Here is a 19,792-nt window from a genome sequence, read left to right as displayed (position 1 = left end):
AAATAACGATTTGATATTCTTATAAAACGTAAATAAACTTTTCCAAAAGTACGCAAAGAAGCAGCTAGCAAACAATTGCTGCTTTGCATTGAAGGAGCGAAAAATTATAATGGGTAAATATTTTGGTACAGATGGCGTCCGAGGTGTTGCAAACAGTGAGTTAACACCAGAACTTGCATTTAAACTGGGGCGTGCAGGTGGCTATATTTTAACAAAGGATGCAAAAGAGCGTCCGAAAGTGTTAATTGGCCGAGATACACGTATTTCAGGGGAAATGCTAGAGGGAGCGCTAGTAGCAGGCCTTTTATCAATCGGTGTAGAGGTAATGCGTCTTGGTGTCATTTCAACACCAGGAGTAGCTTATTTAACACGTATTATGAGCGCAGATGCAGGTGTGATGATTTCAGCTTCTCATAATCCTGTTGCTGATAATGGCATTAAATTTTTCGGCTCAGATGGCTTTAAGCTAACGGATGCACAAGAGGAAGAAATTGAAGCATTACTGGATGTACAGGCAGATACATTACCACGTCCAATCGGAGCAGATTTAGGGGCTGTAAGTGATTATTTTGAAGGTGGACAAAAGTATCTGCAATATTTAAAGCAAACAGTGGATGAGGAATTTGAAGGTATTCATGTGGCATTAGATTGTGCACATGGCGCTACATCTTCTCTTGCGACACATTTATTTGCTGATTTAGAGGCTGATATTTCAACAATGGGTGCTTCACCAACAGGCTTAAATATTAATGATGGTGTAGGTTCAACACATCCAGAAGGGTTAGCTAAATTTGTCACTGAAAAGGGTGCAGATGTTGGACTAGCTTTTGATGGTGATGGAGACCGTTTAATTGCTATAGATGAAACGGGTACAGTTGTGGATGGAGACCAAATTATGTTTATCGTTGGTAAGTATTTGAATGCTGTTGGTCGTTTAAAGAAACAAACGATTGTGTCGACTGTTATGAGTAATATGGGCTTTTATAAAGCAGTAGAGAGCAATGAAATGAAGAGTATCGCAACAGCAGTTGGAGATCGTTATGTGGTCGAGGAAATGCGTGCGAATGATTATAATTTAGGTGGCGAGCAATCAGGCCATATTGTATTTTTAGATTACAATACAACAGGTGATGGTTTATTAACAGGTATTCAGCTTGTCAACATTATGAAAGTAACAGGCAAGAAATTATCTGAATTGGCATCAGAAATGAAAATTTACCCACAACGTTTGGTGAATGTACGTGTCACTGACAAGCATGCCGTTACAGAAAATGCAAAGGTTGCGGCTGTAATTGCAGAGGTAGAAGCAGAAATGGCTGGCAATGGTCGAATTTTAGTACGCCCTTCTGGTACAGAGCCATTAGTGCGTGTCATGGTGGAAGCGGCAACTGAAGCGGATTGTGAGCGCTATGTTGAGCGTATTGCATCTGTTGTACGTGCAGAAATGGGTTTAGCTGAATAAACATAATGGAACTCGACTTCTTTTTACAGGAAGTCGAGTTTTTTAGAACAAGTATTTGACGAATAGCATATGATTGAGTATGATGGAGAAGTTGATGAAAAGGTCCGACCTTGTCATACAACGAGCGCAAAAGGAGGAAAGATAGCGCAAAATCGGAAAACAATTATAGCGCCTGAGCTGAAGAAATCGGACGACAGTATCTTCAGCAGACGAGGTGGAGGTTTATCGAAAATTCGGCGGATGCCTCCCAATCGACATACCCGATTGTCAGTTTTCATTTTGAAAGCATTTGAGTGATCGAATGTACAGAAAATGAAAAAGGTATTGTATAAACAATAGATAAATAGAGAGCTTCACATATCGAATCATGCTATTCAGAGGGCTGGATAAGCATTATGGCAATGAGTGTATTTTGTATGTCCCTTTTCTTATAAAATGGTCATTACTTTTTACTTTCATTGAAAAATTTCGATAGGCTGAGGTTTAGTTTGTCATTGTACAAAATAGACAATATCGGAGGAATTGAATACTATGTGTGGAATTGTAGGTTATATTGGAGAAGTAGATGCAAAGGAAATTTTATTAAAAGGCTTAGAGAAATTAGAGTATCGTGGTTATGATTCAGCGGGTATTGCTGTTCGCAATGCAGAAGGTGTTACGATTTTTAAGGAAAAAGGACGCATTGCTGATTTACGTGAGGCTGTGGACGAGGAAATCACTGCAAATATTGGCATTGGTCATACACGTTGGGCAACACATGGTGTACCGAATCGTTTAAATGCACACCCACATCAAAGTACGTCAGGCCGTTTTACATTAGTACACAATGGTGTAATTGAAAACTATCATTTATTGCAACAAACGTATTTAAAAGGTATCCAGATGAAGTCTGATACAGATACAGAGGTTATTGTGCAATTAGTAGAGTTGTTTGTGAAGGAAGGTTTAACTACGACAGAAGCCTTCCGTAAAACATTGTCTTTATTGCATGGCTCCTATGCAATTGCTTTATTGGATGCGGAAATGGCAGATACGATTTTCGTTGCTAAAAATAAATCGCCATTATTAGTTGGTGTCGGTGAAGGCTTCAACGTCGTAGCTTCAGATGCAATGGCTATGCTACAAGTAACAGATCAATTTGTTGAATTGCACGATAAAGAAGTCGTTATTGTGCATAAAGAAAGTGTTGAAATTACAGAGTTAGACGGCACTGTAGTAGAGCGTGCACCGTATACAGCTGAGTTGGATATGAGTGATATTGAAAAAGGCACATATCCACACTATATGCTAAAGGAAATGGATGAACAGCCAACAGTTATTCGTAAAATTATCCAAGCATATGAAGGCGATAACGGAGAATTAACAATTGACACTGCTATTTTACAGGCATTGCAAGCGGCTGACCGTTTATATATTATTGCAGCAGGCACAAGCTATCATGCAGGTTTAATTGGTAAGCAATATTTCGAGAAAATGACTGGTATTCCTGTAGAAGTGCATATTTCAAGTGAGTTTGGCTATAATATCCCACTATTATCTGAAAAGCCATTGTTTATCTTTATTACACAATCAGGTGAAACAGCAGACAGCCGTCAAGTGCTTGTGAAAATTAAAGAGCTAGGCTATCCAACGTTAACAGTAACGAATGTTCCAGGTTCAACATTATCACGTGAAGCGGATTACACATTATTGTTACATGCAGGTCCAGAAATTGCAGTAGCTTCTACAAAAGCCTATGTAGCACAAGTAGCAGTACTTGCATTAACAGCTTATGTGACAGCACAGGCAAGTGGCAAAGGCTTAGAATTTGATTTAAAACAAGAGCTAGCAATCGCAGCAAACGGTATCCAAACAATGATTGATTCAAAGGATGTTTTAGAGGATATTGCGGAGGATTACTTAAAAATTGCACGCAATGCTTTCTTCATCGGGCGTAATGTGGACTTTTATGTCAGCTTAGAAGGTGCTTTGAAGCTGAAGGAAATTTCCTATATCCAAGCAGAGGGCTTTGCAGGTGGTGAATTAAAGCATGGTACGATTGCTTTAATCGAGGAAGGCACGCCTGTCTTTGCACTTGTGACACAAGAAGCGGTAGCATTAAATATTCGTGGTAATGTGAAGGAAGTAGTAGCACGTGGAGCATATCCATGTATTATTGCAATGGCTGGCTTAGAGGAAGCAGGAGATCGTTTAGTAATCCCTCATGTGCATGAGCTATTAACGCCGCTTGTATCCGTTGTACCAATGCAATTAATCAGCTATTACGCAGCATTGCACCGTCGTTGTGATGTGGATAAACCACGTAATTTAGCGAAGAGTGTTACGGTGGAGTAGGGTTGAGATGAGTTTTGGGTTAATTGTAGATTTTAAATAAAGTTATACCGTTTTAAAAAAAGATGTACCGTTTTGAAAAAAGTCATACTGTTTTTAAAAAAGTTTCACCGTTTCACCCCTTTGGATTAAACTAATTCAAAGGGGTGTTTTTATGTCTAAAAGAACTAGAACATCTAAAATTGAAAAGTGGATTAAAGAAGGCCGAGGTTCAGGGATTGGTTCGGATTATAAACCATGGTTAAACATTCAAGACGTTTCTTCACTTGGAAGGTCTACTCGCTTGAAAGGGATTAAAACTAATCGACAACATGAATTTTTATCTGATTTAGAACGAAACTATTTTTATTTAACTGAATATTCCGACTTTGTTGTCGATATTCGAGAGCAATTTCCTTTACTACCGTTGGAAGAAACAATTGTCATTGCAGATGAATTGGGTATTAAGCATCCTACAGATCCAAAAACGCATGAGCCAGTTGTGATGACAACGGATTTTTTATTAACTGTAGATAAAGGAGAAGGATTTGTTGAGCTTGCCAGAACAATCAAAATGAAGGACGAGCTGTTAAAAGAGCGCGTTATTGAGAAGTTTGAGATTGAACGTGTTTATTGGGAAAGAAGACAAATTAATTGGGGCATTGTGACGGAGCTAGAGATCCCTAAAGAAATGGCACGGAATATTAGTTATATTCATGACTATTACGATATTCAACAATATGATGCTTTTCAACACTTAAGTTTGCAGCACATTGAAGATTTAGCAATGGCACTGTTGTGGCGAATTTTAGAAAATAGTCATAGTGTAAGAGAAATTACAAATGCATTCGATAAAGACACACATATGCCTTTAGGAAGTGGCATGACGTTATTTTATCATTTACTTGCACAGAAAATTGTTCGCGTAGATATGTTAGAGCCATTAAATATAGAGCAACCAATTATTCTTCAATCGATTGATGAAGGCAAGCTGAAGAATGTGAAATACGGATGATTTATATTAATCAAGTGCTTCAATTTATAAAAGACTCACTCCGTATTCGCATAGTTGAAATTGAGGAGTCGTATGTATATATCGTTAATATTGATGCTAATACGTCTATGCCTAAAAAAGAGCTCTATTCATCGTTAGTAACGGACATAGAGCAAAAAGAATGCCTTATAATTGCCGATCCATTCGCGCGTGCTATCGCTGAAGATGAATTGACTAAGATCCAGATTCAGAAGAGAGATACAGATTGGGAAATCATTCAAACATATTGCCTAAAGCATATGAACAGTTTACTAAAGAAGAATGGTAGAGAAATAAAAATTAAAGAGATAGCTGAAGAATTGAATGTGACCCCTACAAAGGTCAAGAAGTTACTTAGCCGATACTGGCAACGTGGAATGAATAAAAATGCTATGTTGCCAGACTATGCAAACTCAGGTGGTCGTGGGAAAACAAAAAAACTAAGCAATGATAAAGTAGGTCGTCCACGTAAAGTAACTGTAAATGGTGAATACCGAAGCGGCATCAATATAACAGATGAAATTAGAACTCAATTTGAACATGCTATTAATAAATATTATCGGAAAGCCAATAACTATTCGTTAAAAGATGTATATCATTTTGTCTTGCGTGATTTTTATTCAGACCGTTATAAGGAAAACGGGGAAATTCAATATCGAATTTGGGAATCCAGTCGTATTCCATCCTACCAACAGTTTTATTATTGGTTCAAGAAATTAGAAGATCCTAAGAAGGACATTCAGTTCCGAAAAAGTGCTAAAGAATATGAAATAAAACATCGACCATTATTAAGCAATTCAAAAGTAGAAACGAATGGACCGGGCACACGCTTTCAAGTTGACGCAACTATTGCAGATATTTATTTGGTGAGTTCTTTTGATGTAAATCGAATTATTGGTAGACCTGTGATTTACGCTATTGTCGATGTTTACTCACGCATCATTACAGGCATTTACGTGGGTTTAGAAGGACCTTCATGGCTTGGGGCGATGATGGCTTTAGATAATATGGTCGCTGATAAAGTAGAATTTTGTAAGCAGTATAGTATCGACATTACAGAAGAACAATGGCCGATCTATCACCTACCTGAAATCATCATTGCAGACCGAGGGGAATTTGAAGGCTATGCAGTAGAAGGACTTATTAATAATTTAAATATCAAGATTGAAAATACAACAGCGTACCGAGGCGATTTAAAAGGTATCGTCGAGCGCAAATTTCGTACAATTAATGGCAAAGTGAAACAAAAAGCACCTGGAGCTATTCAAAAAGAATATAGAGAACGTGGAGATAGAGACTATCGGCTTGATGCTACACTGAATTTAAAAGAATTTACGACATTAATCATTACATTAATATTACAGCATAATCATAAAATCATTGATAAATATCCTATGGAAAAAGAAATGATAACAGATGGAATTGTGCCAACACCTATTAATTTATGGAATTGGGGTATTCAAAATCGTAAAGGTCGTCTTCGCACAGTAGATAGAGATATTTTACGCCTAAATGTATTACCACGTGGTCGAGCAACTATTTCAAGAGTAGGAATTAAGTTTAAAAATCTATTATATGGTTCAAAGCGAGGAATTGAAGAACAATGGTATACCAAGCTTAAAAATAAAAGCATTAGTATTGTGTATGATCCACGCCATTTAGACAAAATTTATATCCCGAATGATAACGGAATGGATTATGAAACGTGCATTTTATTAGAGCCAAGCTGGCAATATAAACTGGACCTTTTAGAGGATATTGTTTTCCAACAACAACTCAGAAATGAACTAGAGGAAGAAGAACGCTCTAAGCAAGTGCAACTGACCATTAATACAGATACGATGATGGACCAAATTATTAAGGTAGCAGAACAAAAAAAGAGAAAAGCGCAACATCAACCAACCAGTAAAAAGGAGAAACTTGCTACGATTAGAAATAATAAGACTATTGAAAAAGAAGCCAATCGTGCAGAAGAAAAATTTGATTTAACATCTACTGTGATAGAGCAACCAACAGAAATTATAGATTTTGTATCGCGAATTAAATTGGAAGAACAATCCAAGAAGAAATCGCCTTCACGGCTGATGGAAAAATTGAGGAGGAAGCGAGATGAGGAATTTGGCAAGGATGAATAATGTCGTCTTACAGGGCGATGTGAAAAAGGCTAACTATAAGCCACAAATGCTTATCGAATACACTCAAAATCCTTTTATCGAAGCGCTACCACCTATTTTTAGTGAAGATGATGTACTAAATCGATTTATAGTGAAACCACGTATTAGTGAGCGAGATAAGCAAAGTGAAACAAATATTCGTTATCATGTGCTAAAGCGTGTGAAGAACTTTATTCAGCCATTGCCAATTCATTTTGAAGTGGAGCGTCGCTTATCGACATTAATTCGTCGAGGCTATTTAGCTAGGAATCCTTTAGATAAAACATTTTTTGAAAGGATTCGAATGTTACATGAACTGCGAGAGGATGAAGAACAAGCCCATAAGTATATTGATGAACGGTTAAATCATATTCGCTCCACAGCAGATAGTTTATCGATTATAGGTATCTCAGGGATTGGTAAAACAACAGCGATAGAACGTTTGCTATTAATGTACCCTCAAGTAATAGAACATGAGGTATATGAGCGACAGCCATTTAATCGTACGCAAATTGTTTGGCTTAAAATCGATTGTCCTTATGATGGTAGTCTTTCTACGTTATGTAAAAGCTTCTTTAAAGCCATTGATGATTTACTAGGTACACGTTATTTAGAGAAATTCGGCTATTTAAATCGTGTTACATCAACAATGCTTTTGCATATGACTTCATTGGCAAGTATGTACGGTATTGGTGTCCTTGTTATCGATGAAATCCAACATCTATTGCATGCCAAAAATGACCAAGAAGAAATGCTAAACTTTTTTGTTACACTGTCCAATACAGTAGGTATTCCAACTATATTGATTGGTACATCGAAAGCACAGCAATTATTTAAAGGTAACTTTCGACAAGCTCGTCGTGCAGCGAGTGATGGGGCAATTATATGGGATCGCATGGCCGAAGATAGTGAGGAGTGGGAGTTCTTCTTAGAAACATTATGGGAATTACAATGCCTTAAAACTCGTTCAGAGCTTACAGAAGATGTTAAAAGGACTTTTTATGAGGAATGCCAAGGAATAACGTCTGTAGCTGTAAACCTCTTTATACTGGCTCAAGAAAGGGCTTTGTTTGATGAAAATAATGAGCGAGAAATTATTACATCAAAAGTGCTGAAACAAACTGCTAAGAAGGATATGAAAATTATTCAGCCAATGCTAAATGCGATTCGAAATAACGACTTTACGGCAATGTATAAGTATGAAGATATTATGATTAATTTGGATGAATTGATGATGAATCATAAGCAAAATACGGCCTATGAGGGGCGGATTAAGGCTGCGATGAAAGAGAGGCAGAATACTCTAGAATTTAAAAGACAAGATTTGATAGAGAAATTGAGTGTTGAAGTTATGACGATGGGTATATTTGATGAATTAAGTGTGATTGAAGTACAAAAGTTAATAAGAAGAGTAGTTAATAATTATCCATTTGAAATAGATTACAGTGTATTAAAGCTAGAAGTAGTAAAGCAATTAATTTCTCTGAATTCGGAGAAAAAGGAAAATCAAGCAAAGAATATAAAGGTAGAGCCAAAACTATTGCCATTATTAACAATAAGAGAACAGGCACTTAAAAGACAAATGTCACCATATACTCTTTTTGAAGAAAACGGCTATGTGAAAAATGGATTGAACGAATTTTATAGTTTAGGGAGCGAGAACTAAATGGTTATTTTTGAACAAGAATTAAATTGGGACTTACAAGAGTACAACTTTTTAGAAGATTTAAAGGATATCAACCTTTTAGGTGGTAAATATTTTGTTAATTTAAATATTGAAAATGACAAAAAATCTGTATTTATTTCATTGCTAGCACCTATCCGAGGTATCGAAAGATCTATAACATTAGAATTAATATTCAATAATATAGAAGTACAATTAGTAAGGATAACCTCTGTTGAAGAGGATGAAAATTTTAATAAATATGACTTACAAAACTTTTACTTTGAATATATTCAAAATGAACTTTTTAATTTAAGGGCAAAGAAAAAAACTAAATTTACAATTCGAAATTATAGAACTCTATTAAATTCATCTAACATTAATAGTATATATAAAGTTAATGGTGGGAAAAAATTTATATTTGGTCCTTTGCATGAAAATTATTTAGAAGAACCTTTAACAGAACAGATTATATATTTTGATATAGAAGTTGAAGCTAATAGTGTTATTACAGCAAGGTCAATTGCTCATAATGAAGTATCTGATTATGCGTCTTATTTAGCAGTGATATTGGATGTGGGAATTGATGATGTACGCTCAGAATATCTTACATTTGTCGAAAAGAGTAGTGGAGGAGACATTTCTTCTAAACGCCGTAGAACAGGTTTTATAGATGATTATTTTAAATTTGTTGTTAAAGATAATTTAAATGGATTGAGAACGTTGAAAGATGTAAACGATAACAAATTATCGGGTTATTATAATATCAGTGCTTTATCCAGTGCTGGGCCTTTAAGTGTAGTAAGTGGATATATAGGAGATGAAAATTTAGTTAATCAACAATTTATTAAACATAGGCTTATGAAACCGCCAAAAAATAATAGACCAGAGGAGCATGTAGAAAAAGATTTAAAACAAATGCATCTTGCTGGAAATTCAATTAATATTCCTTCATGTATAGGGGAATATTTCAAGGGTATAGAAAATTTGAAAGATATTCACTTTAGAAAATATGAGTTATTTAGAAATGCTTGCCGTTTATATAATTTGGGTTGCATTTTTCATAAATACTCACCAACTGCACATATTGCATATTTAACTTCAGCTGTGGAAACTCTGGCTAAAACAGAAAATAATAAATTTACGCCATTTATTAGGGATAACGTGGATGAGTTCAACAATGATTTATTGAATTTTATATATGGTAATGTTCGATCAGGACATTACCATTCTGGGGAATTCCCGTTTATGGAATATAAAATTAATCTTAATAATGCGATACAAACGGAATTTTTCATTGCACAGTCCGATTTTTTTGAAGCAAGACAATTATTAAGGAGTGCTTTTATAAATTGGATAGAAAAGAATATTATTAAATCTAGTTAAGGAGACAGTTATGCTACCTTTCTTCACAAACCCGTACCCAGATGAATTGCTATATTCAGCTATCGCACGTTACCATTTTTATAGTGGAAATCTTGATTGTAAAGATACATTAGAAGAGTTATTTGGCAGTCGTTCTGTGATACCAAGTGTGGAGATTGGTAGCAATTTTACCATTTTAGCAGAGAAATTAGGTCATCAGTATTCTGTAGAATCATTATTAACTAATCACACTATCTATCCATACTATGCTTCGTTTTTATCAAAGCAACGTCAGCAAGAAATTTTAGAAAATGTAAAAGGCGATGGACAAGGACTCTATACAAGGTTAGGAATAGTTGCAGGGGGTATATGCCGAAAAGACGGCTTATACTATTGTTCGACCTGTGCTAAAGCTGATGCTGAGTGCTACGGTGAGCCATATATTCATCGAGAACATCAACTACAAGGAATAGATTACTGCTCACATCATGAAATACCACTTAGAAAATACCCCAAAACAAACGATAGTCGTATTGAATATATTCGCTTTGAATTAAAACATATGGATTTATCACCATTATACGAAATTGATTCACATAAAGAGCTAGCTATTCACTTAGCCAAGCAAGCATATAAATTATTAAATTTGCCGTTGCATTATCTTTCAAGAGAACAAATTAATTCTAAATATCGAACTTTATTGCGAGAGTATAATCTCATTACATCTTCTAATAGAGTTCGTCAGCAAGAAATGTACCAAGCAATAAAATCAACCCTTCCTAATTCTTTTTTACAACGCTATGAGAGTGCTGTAAATAATAATGATGAATATAACTGGCTTAGAATATTAACTCGTAATTTAAAGCGTCATGTGCATCCTTTTCGCCACTTATTGTTTTTATATTTTTTACAGTACAGTGTAGAGAAGTTAGTAGATATAGATGAGGATGATGGAGCTTTTGGCAGGGGACCATTCTCTTGTTTAAATAAAGCAGCCGCACATTATAAAAAGTTTATTATATCCAATGTTATTGTAACTAGAGATTTTAAAACAAAAAACTTAATTGGTACATTTACATGCTCCTGTGGCTTTATTTATTCAAGAAAGCATACAACAGATATGTTCGAAATAGGGAGAATTAAAGCATTTGGGGATGTGTGGTTGGAAAAATTACATGATCTTCAACAACAAAATTTAAGTATCCGAGCAATAGCGAGAGAATTAGGAGTAGATTTTAAAACAGTTAAGAGGTATTTAATTGGAAATGTCGAAATAAAACAAGTAAAAAGTCATAGGGATAATGACGATATATTAGGTATATATAAACAGGATTTATTAAAGGAAATTAAAAAACATCCAAATTTATCTCGAACAGCCCTGCGAAACAAATATAAAAAGCAGTATATGTATTTATATCGCTATGACAAAGTATGGCTAGATGAGGCCTTGCCTGAACGACGGTATGGACAAAATACAATAAAGAAAGTCAATTGGGCTAAACGGGATCAACAATATGTACAAGAGATTAACAGGCTACATCAAAAATTATTACAGTCAGAAAAGCCGATTCGTATTACAATATCGAAAATTGGTAAGAGCTTAGGCACACTTGCAAATTTAGAACAACATCTAAACAAGCTACCTAAAACGAATAAATTATTAAATGATATTGTAGAGTCTGTAAAAGACTTTCAACTGCGGCGTTGCTATAAAATTATTGATGACTTATTAGAGAATGACCAGGAAATTTTTTTATGGCAGATACAACGAAAAGCAGCGATTAAATCCCATCATTTTCATGCAATACAGCCTATGCTAGAGAGCTATATAGAAATGAAGCAGGAGGTGACAAACAATGAACGAACAACAAGTTAAATTGAAAAACTGGCCATTTAAAAATGGAGAGAAGGCACAATTAATTTGGATAAGCTCTCCTTTTCAATATGAAAAGAAAGTCATGATTCATGCCTATTTTAGAGCGAAAGGTAAGACAGAAAAACTATTAGTTGATTGGGGGACACTTCCTGCATTGGCAATCCAACATTTCTATTTGGATGGTGATATTAGAAAAAGCATTCCTCCAAATGAAACAGAGGGAGTTGAGATTACTATTTATCCAGATATGGTTAGCTTACATGAAAAAGAATGGGAGATCTTTGGAACAGACGATAAAGATATTTCAAGGAGCTTTATTGTTAAGCAAGGAAACCGAACCTATATCCTGCCATTAATTGAAGTTGTTCGTAGCATATTAGCACCCAATCGATTTCTACTATATAGGCTTTTTGAAGCGAATTCATTCCCTCAATATTTTATTGAGAACTATGAGTACAATAAGATTAATTTAAATTTTTCTTCACAATATCATCGAAAATATACACAATCCAGTTTTCTATATCAACTTGTCTGGCTTCTTACAAATCAAGATTTGCGAAATGTATTTGAAAATGTAGCATATATATTTAATAATACTGGCATTTTAAAGTTTGATTGGTCATTTAAACAACCCATTACAATTAAAGCTGTAGTGAAGCCAAATGCAAACGGTGGCACAGTATTAAGAGTTTCCAATGTGAAGAATAAACATATCCCTTATAGCGAGGTCTTCTTTAGTCATCCAGAAATAGTTCGAAGTGAAAAATCAAAAGAAGCTAAGAAATATACATTACATACAAAGAAAAAGAATCTAAATGGTCAACAAGAGGAGCTAATGCTAGATGAAGAAATAGAGGGAACAACAGACAACTTTGACATCATTGAAATGGACAATCAAAAACATGAATATATTGCGATGCCTAAAATAACTAAGGTCAGTAGAGGAACTAACAAAAAGCGAGATTTTGAAGATGAAAATACCAAAAGGCGATTTATTAACGATGAAGGTAAAAGATCGTCAGCAGATACAGGTGGCAATCATCTAACAAGAGGATTAGAGCAACAGTCATTAATGGATATTCAAATTGATGGTGAATTAGGTGAGTTTATAAAAGTGATGAGGGTGTTGCAAGATTTCCCAGAAGTGCAGTCAATAAATATTATTCAAGGGAGTTTGAAGGAGTTTTCTGATACGAAGCGTTTTGTTTATTTGAGTGATGGAGTGACTGAAAGGAAGTATGTGATTGCTGAAATTAAGTTATTGTTTGATAAGGAAGCTAGTGTGATTGAGATTGAGCGGAAGGGTAAAAGAATAGCGACTTTGATATGTTTTTTTAATAGTTATACAAATAGAATATATACTTACACAGAAGTGCTAAGTAGAGTAATTAATAATGCTGGAGTATGGGGAAAACAGCAACTAGAGAACAATAATATTAAATATACAACTTTAAGGCATGGTAAGAAAAACTATGAGCACAGAGCAAACTTATTGTGGAATAAATTCACAAGTACTATGTGAAAAACTGTATAGATACTTATAATCGAATACAGAAGTATATAATATGTTATAAAGTTTATAAGTATCAAAAAAGGAAGGTAGTGTTTATGTGGAGAGTCATATTTCAATAGATTCTAGAATAATCAGTCATCTTGGAGAAATGCTAATTTCAGACGAAAAAGTAGCCTTATTAGAATTGGTGAAAAATTCTTCAGATGCTGATGCTTTAAAATGCGAGATAGTGATTGATACAATTGCAGAAAATGAATACGGTAAAGGTCTAATGATTGTTGAAGACAATGGAAATGGGATGAATCGTCATATTATTGAAAGTGGGTTTTTAAGAATAGCGACATCATTTAAACAACAAAACCAGAAATATTCCTATATATTTAACAGGTTAGCTTTGGGTAGCAAGGGTGTAGGAAGGTTAGCTTTAAATAGATTGGGTTACTTTATAATTGTTGAAACAAAATTAAATTTAGAGATATTGAATAAATTAGATGATACGCTCATTTTAAATAATTTTGGAGTAACGGAAAAACAAAAAATAATTGAAGAAAATGAAAATTATTATTATAGATTTGTTCTTAATTGGAGTGACTTTGAGGTAGACTCATTAACCTTGGATTCAATCCCGATAGTTATTCAAAAAATACAGGATGAAAAAATTAAATTTTGTGGAGAAAGTCATGGAACTAGAATAACTATTATGGGGTTAAAAGGTAATAATTATTGGGAAAAGAAGGAAACTAAAGTAGAGCTTGAAAAAGATGTCTTGGCTTTTATGAACCCTTTCCAAGATAAGAAAGCAAACTTTTCAGTAAAAATTGATTTAAATAAAGAGATTTTTAAAAGCGATTTGTATGATAAAACGAGAATTGAAAATATAGCTAGTTCCAAGACTAAATTTAAATTTAATTTACTGAGTAAATTTGTTGAATTTGAAATTACTAGGAGCCTTCAATATATTGAGGGGTTAGTATCTAATATGAGGAAGAGAATGGAGGATTTAGGGTTCGAATTAAAAGATACAATTAACTTTGAAGAACTTTATAAAAAACACTGTAATGTGAAACCGTTTCGAATTAGTATTTTAGAACAAGATATAAATAAGAGATACTCTAAGGTAAATTTAAAAAGTTTATATCAAGATGATAAAGGAGAATATTTTTTACCAGGCGACTTTGAAGGAGCAATTTATGCTTTTTCTCGATCATCTACTGAAATTAAAAAGTTATTGGAGAGCATTTCAGGAGTGAATTTATATAGAAATAATTTTAGGGTTATGCTTGGTGAACAGAAAGATTGGCTTGGTTTAGGCCACATAGAGCGAACATACTATAGAAACATCTACTCACCGAATAATGTAGTAGGTTATGTATATATAGATGGCGAGGAAAACTTGGAAAAATTAGCTGAATTAACTAATAGGGAGGGTTTAAAGCAAGATGAGTACGGGAAGAATTTCCTAACCTTAATGAGAGATTTTATAGCCATAATAATGACTTATGAAGATGATAAATTTAGAGAGATATTTGAATTACCGAGTTCTATGAGATTAAATAAGTTAAAAAGTAATGAAATAATAAGTTTTGATGATGGGTTAATTAAATTTCAGAAAATAGAAGATTCTTTTGGCAAATTCAAAGAAACAATTGATGAAAAAACAGATTTGTCTGAGAAGAAAATAGCTAATTTAATTCCTTATATTGAAGGTGAGAAAGGGATAGAAGTTTTAAACTTGGTAACTACTGACATAAAAAAGGAAATCACGGAAATAAAGTCACACATACAAAGTTTGGAGAATGATCAACATAAAAAATATAATCAAATTGAATTAGAGAGAGAAAATCTGGAGCAATTTTATCCATTAATTGGTGCAACAATCGTAGCGGAGACCCTAGCTCATGAAATTACAAGATTATCAAATGGTATTAAATTTAGTTCTTTACAATTGAGAAAGTTGTTATTTAATAATGAAGAAGTATGGAGAAAGGCAGAGAGAAATTTATCTTTAATTGATTCAAATACAAAATTTTTAAACCGTTATGCTGCTATGCTCGATATTAATTCATATTCAAAGAGAAGAAGATATGAGGTTATAGATTTAAAAGAGTATTTATTGTCTACTTTTGAAGACTCACCTTTGTTATCATATAAAAATATTAATGTGAATCTTGAAATAAAAGGGGAGGGTTTTAAACAAAAAGTTGTTAAAGAAGGATTAAAAATAATATTTGAAAATTTAATTATTAATTCAGTATATTGGTTGAGTAAAATGCAGATTAATAATCCTACGATTAATATTCAGTTTAGAAATAATAACAAAATTCAATTATGGGATAATGGTTTTGGTATTCACAATGATATTTCAGATAAATTATTTGAGCCTTTTGTAAGTAATAAGCCTTTAAATGAAGGAAGAGGCATGGGTTTGTATATTGTAAAAGAAATGTTGAAAGAAGTTAGTGGAGATATTCAATTATTAAATGAAACTAATTCACATGATAATAGATATAAATTTGAAATTATATTTAGAGGAGAGTTGCAATAATGAATCTAGCTGAGTTTTCAATAGACAAAGTAGTAATAATTGATGATGCATTTATAAGTAGAGACACAGCTTTAAATAATGTAACAGATGAGATTATCAATTATTTGAGAGAGTATGAAGTGGAGTTTGATGATTATAAAAGTAATTATCCAGAAGCAGCGTTGAAAGATTTTTTTGAATCCATAGAAATGGAGGATGCAGAAATAGAATTTATCCTTGAAGCAACAAAAATGAATTACAGTTATTTTACTGAAGTTTTAGATGATGAAAGGAGTGTTGAATGGTATTTACCTAATGAATTTTTAGAAAAAATTAATAGTAGCTATTCATATAGTGATGAAATGTCGATACTTTTTGTAGTGGATAAACGTCTTGAAGGAACTAAAGAGAGATATTATGATAAATTAAAAGAAGTGTTACAGAGTATCTCAAAAATGTTAGAAGGAAAAGATAATAGATATCTTTTTATATATACTTCACAAATAGAAAAGTTTAAAAATTATTCAGATGTGAATACTTATTTAGAAAAACTTAATTTAGACAAGGATACTGCTGATAATCTAGCTCTTCATTTAAATTTCGTTGAAAAGAATGTAGAGCTAGAAGAGGGGAAAATTAATACTGCTGTTTTAAAGTCTCAAAAAGCGAACCTTTTATCAAAATTTAATACAATTCAAAGAAATACAATGCATTCTATTTTGCCCAAGGTTTGGGAAGTTAATAATAATGAATTGTTATTACACTATAATTATTTATCTGAAGGACAACATATCGACGAAATTTTGTATTCAATTTATAAAAATAAATTTGAAAATGTTTATTTGGATGAAATAAAGTCTACTGAGCATAATATAATAGCATCTCTAAGGAAATTTATTCATAAACATATTGAAAATACAGCAGATATAGAAACGTATAATTTACAAGCAAGAATAATTAAGGAATTAAATCATAGTATTAATAAACCAGAAGACTTACACCAAGTATATAGAAGTGATGATATTAGCTATGGGGATTTAATTCAAGTTGGTAGTAAATTATACATGGTATGTTCCCAAAATTGTGATATAACTGTAAGAGCTAATGGAAAAAGAGTAGATTCGGAATTTTTGCTATTGGAAATCAAAGAAACTAATACTCAGATTAATTCGAAAGAGATATCCAGAATTTTAGAAACAATTTTAAACTATTCTTTTAGAAATCATAATAAAAAAACTACTTTTTTAAATGAATTGTTAATTCTGTCTGAATTCAAACAGTTAATTAACAATGAGGCTATACTAGCAGAACTTAATGATTATGTTAATACAAAAAAAGAAAATCAAGAGAATTATAAATTTAGCTGTACTGATTTTTTAGCAGAGAAGAAGGGGTATAGCTATAAATCCAAAACTATCTATAATAAAATACCTACATTTGTATTAGATTCCTTATTGTTAGAATCTGATGATGGAATCAAAGTTGATAAGGATGTTATAAATAATAATCAACATATTCGCTATGCAATGAAAAAGGCTATTAATAATGGTTTTGAAGACTTTAAAAAGAAATTTGATAAATGGAACGTAGATATAGATATAGGGAAATTTTTAGGGGAACTATTATTTGAAGGATTAGAGATAATAGATGCGGTAGATGAAAATAGAGAATTAAAAAGTTTGGAATTTAAAAGAATCAGAAGAATAGGTAGAATAAAGCAAGATGAAGCTCAAGCAATTCATCAAGCATACGTGGAGAATTTAACACGAATAGCAGTTAATAGTTCCCCAATTATCTAATTCTAGCAGTTGTTAGAATAAAAATTCCTTTTGTACTTTAAACTATTATTTAGTAACCCAATTTTTAAAGGTATATACATAATTAATTGGAGTAATGTGGAAAACTGAATTCCTGGATTTTAAATAAGATATGCCGTATAATATAACCAACTAAATAGCATTATATGTTTACCGCATGGCTTTTAATCCATGCGGTTTAGTCCTGGGTTTGATTTTAAATGGAGGTAATCTTTTGATAGTAAAAAATATTAAGCATTATGAAGAATTAGATAATATAAATTTGGATTATCAAGGAGAAAATCGTTCAGCTTCTTTTTTAGAAAGAAATAATAGTGTACTTTCATATCCAGCTAAATTAGTGCCACAATTAGTAGCTGATATTATTAAACATATCGCAAATGAAAGAGAAATAAAAACAATATTAGACCCCTTTGTGGGAAGTGGGACAACGGCACTTGAAGCAAATTATTTAGGATTTGATTTTTATGGAACAGATTTAAATCCATTAGCAATTTTAATTGCTAAAACAAAAGTATTGATATTAGAACGTAATGATGAAATTATAGGTATCATAAGTGACTTTTTAACAGAAATTTCAATAGAGTATAAACCTACACTAAAAGTTGATATTGTAGATTTTAAGAATATAGATTATTGGTTTAAAAAATCTAATATTCATGAAATTTCATATTTAAAAAATAAAATTAATTTATTTATAGAAAAACAAGATGTGAAATTACAAGAAATATATAGTCTAATTTTATTGAGTTCTTTAAGCTCTTGTATAAAGGCAAGTTCCTTAAGTAGGAATAGTGAATTTAAATTATATAGAATGTCTCCAAGTGATATTGAAAAATTTCAAATAAACTCTATTGAAATGTTTGAGAATAAAGTAAATGATTTATTAGATAACATTATAAATATTACAATACAGCGAAAGAGTAAAAACAATGTTGAAATAAGACTAAAAAATGCAAAAAATTTGGATTTTATTAATGAAGAATTTATAGATTTAGTTATCACCTCTCCCCCATACGGAGATTCAAGAAGTACGGTAGCATACGGACAATTCTCTAGATTATCTATACAATGGTTAGGGGATTTATTAAGTAAATTCCTAAGTATCCCCATTAGTAATGATAATTGTGATGAATTGTTATTGGGTGGTAAATATTCAAGTATTGATATTAATGAAGAAGTTATTCTAAATACTTCTGATACACTCCGAAATCTTTTTCAGGAAATAGATTTGATAATTAATGAAGATTTAGTAACTTTTAATGGTATTTTAGAAGAGGTTAATAGAATTATTGAAAATGTAAATAGTAATAAAAAGGTCCAAATTAAAGATTTAAATGAAAAATTTTTTGAATTAATTGATGAAAGAGTTCGGTTAGATTATGTTAGAAGATTTAATAAAGAAGCAATATTATCTAAAAATGAAATTAAGTCAAGAAGTGTCTTAAAAAAAAATGAATATATAAAAATGATTTTTACGGATAATTTTTATATTAAAGATAACAATATTAAAGAAGATTTTATAGGAAAAATAGGTTTAGTGAGAGAAACTGTAAAAAGAAAAATAATATCTACCCCTAAGAGAAAAGATGAGATATTAAAGTTTTTTAAAGACTTGTTCGTAGTGGTATTAGAAACAGATAGGGTCTTAAAAAATGGTGGTATTCAAACATGGGTAGTTGGTCATCGAACTATTTTTGGTAAAATTCAAATTAATATGAAGGAAATATTGCTTGATTGGTTTATAAGCCTAGGATACATAAAAATTAGTGATTTATCTAGGGACTATTCTTTTAAGCGACTCCCTCATCATATTAATTCTACGGTAAATAGGAATGATAGAATTCCTACAATGATGAAAGAGCATATACTCATAGTGCAAAAAAATAAAGAAGTTTAATCAAACTTTTTTATAAAATTTAAAATTAGTCTAAAATAAAACCTGTGCATTTTGATCAATCATTATTCAAAATGTATGGGTGTCTTCTATATATAAAATCAATGTTTACAACATCTTTTTGATCAAACTTTATTTCAAACCAACATTAATTGTGTTTGAATAATAAAGTTGTTTAA

General features: G+C 32.3%; 11 protein-coding genes. All 11 read left to right on the top strand.

Annotation, left to right across the window (positions count from 1 at the left end; genetic code table 11):
• Positions 1-109: 109 nt before the first annotated feature.
• The 11 genes from glmM to OPF91_RS14280 all read left to right on the top strand — a co-directional run bounded on the left by glmM (position 110) and on the right by OPF91_RS14280 (position 19,616).
• Entirely contained in the window at positions 110-1,462 is a 1,353-nt protein-coding gene (gene glmM / locus OPF91_RS14330; protein ID WP_264989549.1) for a phosphoglucosamine mutase, read from the top strand.
• Positions 1,463-1,993: 531 nt separating this feature from the next.
• Positions 1,994-3,796: a glutamine--fructose-6-phosphate transaminase (isomerizing) gene (glmS, locus tag OPF91_RS14325; protein WP_264989547.1), complete on the top strand. Its 1,803-nt coding sequence runs from the start codon at positions 1,994-1,996 to the stop codon at positions 3,794-3,796.
• A gap of 151 nt (positions 3,797-3,947) precedes the next feature.
• Positions 3,948-4,787 (top strand): TnsA endonuclease N-terminal domain-containing protein, encoded by an 840-nt coding sequence (locus OPF91_RS14320; protein WP_264989546.1) that lies wholly within the window; start codon positions 3,948-3,950, stop codon positions 4,785-4,787.
• Positions 4,784-6,940: a TnsB C-terminal domain-containing protein gene (locus tag OPF91_RS14315; protein ID WP_264989544.1), complete on the top strand. Its 2,157-nt coding sequence runs from the start codon at positions 4,784-4,786 to the stop codon at positions 6,938-6,940. The genes OPF91_RS14320 and OPF91_RS14315 overlap by 4 nt, the downstream gene beginning before the upstream one ends.
• On the top strand, positions 6,915-8,624 hold the full coding sequence (locus OPF91_RS14310; protein WP_264989543.1) for an ATP-binding protein: 1,710 nt from the start codon (positions 6,915-6,917) through the stop codon (positions 8,622-8,624). The genes OPF91_RS14315 and OPF91_RS14310 overlap by 26 nt, the downstream gene beginning before the upstream one ends.
• Positions 8,625-10,007 (top strand): hypothetical protein, encoded by a 1,383-nt coding sequence (locus OPF91_RS14305; protein ID WP_264989542.1) that lies wholly within the window; start codon positions 8,625-8,627, stop codon positions 10,005-10,007. It begins immediately after the preceding gene.
• Positions 10,008-10,017: 10 nt separating this feature from the next.
• Positions 10,018-11,862: a TnsD family Tn7-like transposition protein gene (locus tag OPF91_RS14300; protein WP_264989541.1), complete on the top strand. Its 1,845-nt coding sequence runs from the start codon at positions 10,018-10,020 to the stop codon at positions 11,860-11,862.
• The gene (locus OPF91_RS14295; protein WP_264989540.1) at positions 11,843-13,384 is read left to right on the top strand and encodes a Tn7-like element transposition protein TnsE; all 1,542 of its coding nucleotides are present in this window, start codon (positions 11,843-11,845) and stop codon (positions 13,382-13,384) included. The genes OPF91_RS14300 and OPF91_RS14295 overlap by 20 nt, the downstream gene beginning before the upstream one ends.
• An 88-nt stretch (positions 13,385-13,472) precedes the next feature.
• Entirely contained in the window at positions 13,473-15,920 is a 2,448-nt protein-coding gene (locus tag OPF91_RS14290; protein ID WP_264989539.1) for an ATP-binding protein, read from the top strand.
• Complete coding sequence (locus OPF91_RS14285; protein ID WP_264989538.1) at positions 15,920-17,698, top strand: hypothetical protein; 1,779 nt, start codon at positions 15,920-15,922, stop codon at positions 17,696-17,698. Before OPF91_RS14290 ends, OPF91_RS14285 begins: the two co-directional genes overlap by 1 nt.
• 232 nt (positions 17,699-17,930) lie before the next feature.
• A complete protein-coding gene (locus OPF91_RS14280; RefSeq protein WP_264989537.1) occupies positions 17,931-19,616 on the top strand; it encodes a DNA methyltransferase in 1,686 nt (561 codons plus the stop codon).
• Positions 19,617-19,792 lie beyond the last annotated feature (176 nt).

The sequence above is a fragment of the Lysinibacillus piscis genome (assembly GCF_026012395.1).
GTDB classification, from domain to species: domain Bacteria; phylum Bacillota; class Bacilli; order Bacillales_A; family Planococcaceae; genus Lysinibacillus; species Lysinibacillus piscis.
This window is presented reverse-complemented; position numbering and strand designations above follow the sequence as displayed.